At 48.0% G+C, this 7,072-nt stretch carries 8 protein-coding genes; all 8 read right to left on the reverse strand.

Translation table 11 applies throughout. From position 1 onward, the window contains the following. Positions 1 to 2,136: proton-conducting transporter membrane subunit (locus B3O33_RS04485; protein WP_292363057.1), on the reverse strand; the 2,136-nt coding region annotated here is incomplete at its 3' end. A 143-nt stretch (positions 2,137 to 2,279) separates the two neighbouring features. Next, positions 2,280 to 2,774: a c-type cytochrome gene (locus B3O33_RS04490; RefSeq protein ID WP_292362547.1), complete on the reverse strand. Its 495-nt coding sequence runs from the start codon at positions 2,772 to 2,774 to the stop codon at positions 2,280 to 2,282. 58 nt (positions 2,775 to 2,832) lie between these two features. Beyond that, on the reverse strand, positions 2,833 to 3,837 hold the full coding sequence (locus tag B3O33_RS04495) for a zinc-binding alcohol dehydrogenase family protein (RefSeq protein WP_292362548.1): 1,005 nt from the start codon (positions 3,835 to 3,837) through the stop codon (positions 2,833 to 2,835). A gap of 2 nt (positions 3,838 to 3,839) precedes the next feature. After that, entirely contained in the window at positions 3,840 to 4,274 is a 435-nt protein-coding gene (locus B3O33_RS04500; RefSeq protein WP_292362549.1) for a DUF1841 family protein, read from the reverse strand. After that, positions 4,274 to 4,927 carry an endonuclease III gene (nth, locus tag B3O33_RS04505; RefSeq protein WP_292362550.1) on the reverse strand — a complete coding sequence of 218 codons (654 nt, stop codon included), beginning with the start codon at positions 4,925 to 4,927 and terminating at the stop codon, positions 4,274 to 4,276. Before nth ends, B3O33_RS04500 begins: the two co-directional genes overlap by 1 nt. A gap of 2 nt (positions 4,928 to 4,929) precedes the next feature. Beyond that, positions 4,930 to 5,619: an electron transport complex subunit E gene (locus B3O33_RS04510; protein ID WP_292362551.1), complete on the reverse strand. Its 690-nt coding sequence runs from the start codon at positions 5,617 to 5,619 to the stop codon at positions 4,930 to 4,932. Beyond that, positions 5,616 to 6,254, reverse strand: coding sequence for an electron transport complex subunit RsxG (gene rsxG / locus B3O33_RS04515; protein WP_292362552.1), 639 nt, complete (start codon positions 6,252 to 6,254; stop codon positions 5,616 to 5,618). Before rsxG ends, B3O33_RS04510 begins: the two co-directional genes overlap by 4 nt. Next, a partial coding sequence (locus B3O33_RS04520; RefSeq protein ID WP_292363059.1) for an RnfABCDGE type electron transport complex subunit D occupies positions 6,251 to 7,072 on the reverse strand: 822 nt, incomplete at its 5' end. The genes rsxG and B3O33_RS04520, both read right to left, overlap by 4 nt.

The raw sequence follows: 7,072 nt of genomic DNA on the forward strand, positions 1-7,072 counted from the left end.
AGCCATAGTCAAAAAGAATACCGACACTGCAGCCGCTACAGAAATCACGCCATCCCGCGTGAAACGAATATAGCTACGCTCCTGTGGCGTGTGTTGTGGCAAAAAGAATAAGGCTAATAACAACAGGACAATGGTGACCACTTCAACGGATAACTGGGTCAGCGCCAAATCCGGTGCTGAAAACTTCACAAAGCCTAAAGCCACCACCAGACCGACAACCCCGATAGCAATCAGCGAAACCAGCCGTTTATGGTGAAGCATTACTGTCAGGATACTGGCAATAATCAGTACTGCCGACATTAAAAAGGTAATGACATCGGCTTCCATCAAAACCCGATCGCCAAGTAAAGGTGAGTTGAACTGGAAGAAGGTGATGATACTCAGCATCAATGCGCCACCAATAACCCAGGTCACGGCGGGTTGTAAGGTGGTTTGATCAAATGCATCAGTAATTTTTTTCGATAGACGAATGATTTTCCACAGTACCCAGTCAAAAACCGCTTTACCGTCGAGGCCATGCAGACATCTGTCGTGCCAGGCAAATAAGCGATGGCGCATGCTGTAAACGGCCACACCTAATACCAAAGCAATGAAACTCATCATTAACGGCAGGTTGAATCCATGCCAGATAGCCAGACTGAATTCAGGCGCTGCCGTTTGCAGACTTGAAGCTACGGCAACGGTCAGTATTGGGCTGATCAAAAACATGGGCGCAACGCCGACCAGTAAACATAACACCACCAGAATATCGACCGGAATTTTCATAAACCTGGGGGGCTCATGGGGTGTTTTTGGCAAATCAATCGGTTCGCCGTTGAAGAAAACATCATGAATAAACCGTAGTGAATAAGCGACTGAGAAAATGGCGGCCAAGGTCACTAATACCGGAATGGTCCAGGCGGCTAATGTGGTTCCCGATGCACTGATGGCCTGTTCAAAAAACATCTCTTTGCTGAGGAATCCATTTAACAGCGGTACACCGGCCATCGCAGCAGCAGCAATCATCGCCAGCATCGCAGTATGCGGCATCATTTTGAACAGACCATTGAGTTTACGCATATCACGGGTGCCGGATTCATGATCAATAATGCCGGCAACCATAAACAGTGAACCTTTGAAAGTAGCATGATTGATGATATGGAAAATCGCGGCAACCAGTGCCAGCTCACTGCTGAAGCCGAACAAAAGGGTAATGAGGCCAAGATGACTCAAGGTCGAATAAGCCAGCAGACCCTTTAAATCATGTTTGAATAAAGCGACGTAGGCACCGAGGAGCAGCGTGATCATCCCTGCTGTGCCTACCATCCACATCCATTCTGGTGTACCGGAGAGCGCCGGGAAAAATCGTGCCAGTAAAAAAATACCGGCTTTCACCATAGTGGCGGAATGCAGATAGGCCGAAACCGGAGTTGGAGCTGCCATGGCATGGGGCAACCAGAAATGAAACGGAAACTGGGCCGATTTGGTGAATACACCAAGCAGAATCAACACTAAAGTTGGCAGATATAAATCATGCCCTTTGATTAACTCCCCGGAAGCCAGTACATCGCTTAATTGATAACTGCCAACAATGTGCCCGAGTAATAACACACCACCTAGCAATGCCAGACCACCAGCACCTGTTACGGCAAGTGCCATGCGGGCACCCTGGCGTGCATCCTGACGATGCTGCCAGTAGCTGATCAGCAGAAACGAGGTGATTGAGGTGAGTTCCCAGAACACCACCAGTTGTAACAGATTTTCGGATAATACAATGCCCAGCATAGAGCCCATGAACATCAACATATAGGCGTAAAAACGCCCCATGGAATCTTTTGCCGACAGGTAATATCGGGCATAAAAGATGATCAGCAGACCAATCAGCAGGATCAGTAAGGCAAACAGCAGAGCCAGACCATCCAGACGAAAAGCGAGATTAAACCCAATTGAAGGCAGCCAGGACCATTGTTGAATGAGGGTTTCGCCAGCAAAGATAAACTGCATGGAGGGAAACAAGATGGCCAGCGTCAGCAAGGTTGTTAACCCAGCAATCCAGGCAGAGGCTAATCGGTTGTACCGCGTGGCCCAAGCGGCAAAAGGCGCTGCAGCAAAAGGCAATAAGGCAACTATTGGAAGATTAAAACTGAGTAAGCTCATGGCGGCTGGTGTGATCCCTGTCAATGCTAGACGATAATCGGTTCAGCATAAGGCTTAATGACTACAAAAATTCTTTTGCTATGTATCTCAACAAGTTAAGCCGGAAATGACCGGCTTAACTTGTTGGCTATGAAATGATTAATTCAGTCGGCAGATGAAATCATATAATCGACAGCCGCTTTGACTTCATCATCGCTCAATTTTGGATTACCACCCCGAGCAGGCATCATGTTAAAGCCGTTAATTGCATGTTCGTAAAGGGTATCCATGCCTTTTTCGATGCGTGGAGCCCAGTCGGCAGCATTGCCGATTTTCGGTGAGTTCATCATGCCAGTGCCATGACAAACAGCACAAACCTGTGTTGTTACTTGCTTGCCAACGCTATTTTCATCAGCGCTGCCTGCAGTATCTTCAGTTTCATCAGCAACAGGAGCCTCTGCAATCTGTTCTTCACCAATGTTTTCCCGTGCTACTGGCTTTAATCTTTCAGCAATCGCTTCAGCATCCATGGGTTCAGGCTCGACGACTCCATCAGCAATAGCCAGCATATTGGACAAAATCAGGTTAGCGATGACGAACAGTACTGCGACAACAATTAAACTGCCGATCAGGTACTTAGGTGAATTAGATGATTGCATGGTTTACCTCTGACTCCATAATAGTGGTACTAATTATACGGGCATATGCTCAGCCGCGCTACGCATCAGACAGCGGCCCGAGCGTGATTTTTCCGATTGTTTTTCCATGGCTGACTAAATCATGAGCCTGTTCAAGTGTTTGAGGTGTCAGATTGTCAAAATGTTGTAGCGATACTGGATATAACTGGTTTAAATCAGCCATTTCAGCAATACGTTTAAGAATCAGTCCTTGTTGGCTGATATCTGTCGTTTTTAAATGGGGACGGGTGAACATGAATTCCCAGACCAGCCCGGCACTTTTGGTTTTCAGCAGATTCAAATCCACAGGTTGCTGAAAGCTGACCACCAGGGCTATCAGGCCTTGTGGCGCAATCAGTTCAACCATTTGCGGATAGTAATAATCACTGTCATTCAGACACAGAATATAATCCGGCGCTGGCAGGTTTGCTTGCTGATAATTGTGGGTTAAGGAGCCTTGATGGCTGACCACGGCATCAGCCCCCAGTATTTCACACCATTCTGTGGTTTCCGGGCGCGAAGCGGTCGCTATGACCCTGAGATGGGTGAGCTGTTTAGCCAGCTGAATTGCCATTGACCCCACACCACCTGCAGCACCGATAATTAACAGGGTTTTACCCAGATCCTTCTCCACATTAATTCTGAGTCGATCAAACAGACTTTCCCATGCGGTCAGACTGGTTAACGGTAAGGCGGCTGATTGATGTATCTCAAGTGATTGCGGCGCTTTGGCAATAATGCGTGAATCCACCAGTTGGTGAGAGGCAAAACAGCCATCACGGCCAACATCTCCGGCGTAGAAAACTTTATCTCCGGCCTGAAAATCATGACATTTTTCGCCTACTTCTACGATGGTGCCTGCGGCATCCCAACCAAGAATCTTGCCAGTCGATTCAGCATCAATGGTTGATTTAACTTTCAGATCGACCGGATTTACGGCGACGGCTTCCACGGCAACTAATACATCATGACCGGTTGGTTTCGGCGTCGGTTGATGGATCAGTTGAGACATAGGCTGAGCATGCTGAAACTGTAATGCCTGCATGTTTACTTCTCCGCTAAATGTTTAAGGGCTCTGAGATAGGCGGTTTCTGAGGGTGGTTGTTGTTGCTGCTGAGCCAGCCAAAGTTGCTCTGCCAGACAATCAATCATTAAATGCTCTGCAGCGTGTGGGTCAGCCGTTTTAGCCATTAATTTTTGATGAGCGATCACAATACCAGCCGGGCGATCGGTGGAAATCTGTTCATGCACCGCGATATGCAGGCCCATATGCAGATAGGGATTGGTCTCACCGTTTTCCACAAAATACTCCTGGCCTGATTGAATCGGGGAGGAGAGTAACTGGTGGTATTCAGGATGCAAAACAATGACATCTGCAATCATTTGTTCCAAAGCACTGAGTATTTGACCGGATTGCATTTTTTGCCAGACATCATGATATTGCTGGCGCAGTGCATCACGATCCTGACTGAAAACTGCCATCAGGCGGTTTTCCTGGAGGTGGCTTGCATGCGACGAAATTCATCGCACAGGTCGGTCACAATACATTGATCGCAATGCGGTTTTCTGGCGGTACAAACGTAACGGCCATGCAGGATCAGCCAGTGATGTGCATCCAGTTTGAATTCGTTGGGGATCACTTTCATCAAGCGATCTTCGACTTCACGGACATTTTTACCTTTAGCCAGACCGGTGCGATTCGCCAGGCGGAAAATATGCGTATCCACCGCCATAACGGGGTGCTTGAAAACGGTATTGAGAATAACATTGGCGGTTTTACGACCGACACCAGGCAGGGCTTCCAGCGCTTCCCGATTATCTGGAACTTGACCATTATGTTTGTCGATTAGCTGCTGGCAGGTTTTGATAACGTTTTCGGCTTTGCTGTTAAACAGGCCGATGGTTTTGATATAGCTTTTCAGTCCAGCAATACCTAAATCGAGAATCGCCTGTGGTGTATTCGCCACCGGATACAGCTTGTCGGTGGCTTTGTTAACACCGACATCAGTTGCCTGAGCGGAGAGAATCACGGCGATCAGTAATTCAAACGGTGAGTTGTAATTCAACTCGGTTGTTGGCGCCGGATTGTGAGCGCGCAGTCTGCTGAAAAACTGTTGCCGCTGCGTTTGATTCATCGTTAACCTGTCGTGGTTTGCGGTGTCAGCGCTTCAACTTCCACTTTCACTGCACGATTGGCAACACGGGCATCGATGACATTTTTCAGTGCCACGATGAGTCCCAGACCGATAAAGGCACCCGGTGGCAAAATGGCGATAAGAAAACCACGGTAATCATCAATTACAGTGATTTCCAGACCACGCGCAGCTTCACCGAACATCAGATGTGCCTGGCTCAGCAAGGTGCCCTGACCAATTAATTCACGCATTCCGCCCAGCAGGACCAGCACGGCGGTAAAACCAATACCCATCATCAGACCATCCAATAACGAAGGGGTGACCGGATTTCGCGCTGCAAAGGCTTCAGCACGGGCAATGATTGAACAGTTGGTGACGATTAACGGAATGAAGATGCCAAGGATCAGATACAGTTCATGAAACCAGGCATTCATTGATAATTCGATAGCGGTCACAATCGAAGCAATGATCAATACAAATACCGGTAACCGCGCTTCATCAGGAATCTGATGGCGCAACATGGAAATAATGCCGTTTGACGCAACCAGAGTCAGAATAGTCGCCAGCCCCAGCCCAAGCCCATTAATCAGGGTATTAGTGACCGCCAGTAAAGGACACAAACCTAACAATTGCACTAACGCGGGATTATTTTTCCACAGACCTTCTTTAATAATCTGATTGTAGATTGTCATGTGTTTTCCTCTGCAGGGATAAACAGCTTATCCTGATTGGCTTCAAAAAATTCCAATGTGCGTTTGATGGCATTGACCACTGCTCGTGCAGTAATCGTTGCCCCGGTAAATTGATCAAAATCACCGCCATCTTTTTTAACTTTCCAGCGTGATTTGTCCGGTGATGATAGCGACAGACCAGCAAATTGCAGGATCCAGTCATCGCGCTGAGCATCAATCTTATCACCAAGCCCCGGTGTTTCTTTATGGCTGATAACCCGCACACCTGACAGACTGCCATCGGCATAAACAGCTATCAGAATTTTGATACTGCCACTGTAACCATCTGGTGCCACACTGGTTAATACGGCCGCCACCGGTTCATTATTTTTTCTTGCACGGAACACCGTTGTGGGTTCTTCAGTCCCTAATTGCGGGGTAGGTGGCAGTACAATTGTGTCATTCAGAATAGCATTGTCATAAGCCTGTTTGGGCACCAGAGTATTTATGGCTTCCAGTAACGCCAGACGTTCATTTTCTTTAATCTGAGCGCGAGTACTTTCTTCAGTAAAGGCCACCAAAGTGGTCGCTACAATCGCAAACAGCGCCAGCATCAGGCCAACCCGAAAAGCTGGTTGATTCCATAATGCTTTCATCGTGCTGCACCACCATAGATCCGTGGTTGCGTGTAATAATCAATCAATGGCACCAACATATTCATCAGAATAACGGCAAATGCCACGCCATCCGGATAGCCACCCCAGATACGAATCACATAGGTCAGAATTCCGACTCCGGCACCAAACACGATACGGCCTTTTAATGTAGTGGAACCTGAGACCGGATCAGTGGCAATGAAGAATGCCCCCAGCATGGTGCCGCCACTTAACAAATGAAACAGTGGTGAACCGGAAACAGTCGGATCAATCAGGGTGGTGATACTGCTGATTATCAGCAACGCCAGAAGCATCGCGACCGGCACATGCCAGCTGATAATTTTACGATAAATCAGCCAGATACCACCCAGGGCAAACCAGATATTGATCCACTCCCAGCCCAGGCCACCGGCCATGCCGAACAGTGGCTGGCTACTGATAAACTCTGGATGTTGCTGCAGTACAATTTGCGTTTTCATGACATCAAGCGGAGTTGCACCGGAATAGGCATCAATACCCAGACCATTAAACTGACCGGTGAAAATCAATTGCAGTGCGCTCATCCAACCCATCGGCTGCTCCGCCATTGATTGCACAGGCAACCAGGTCGTCATTTCCAGAGGAAAAGAAATCAATAGCAAAACATAACCGACCATGGCGGGATTGAACGGGTTATAGCCCAGACCACCATACAAATGCTTGGCAAACACGATGGCAAAGGTCACCCCGATAACGGTCATCCACCAGGGAGAGAGAGGGGGGATTGCTAAAGCCAGCAATACGGCTGTAACGGCAGCACTGCCATCACTCAGAAAAGG

This window comes from Methylophaga sp. UBA1464, from assembly GCF_002325665.1.
Classification (GTDB): Bacteria; Pseudomonadota; Gammaproteobacteria; order Nitrosococcales; family Methylophagaceae; genus Methylophaga.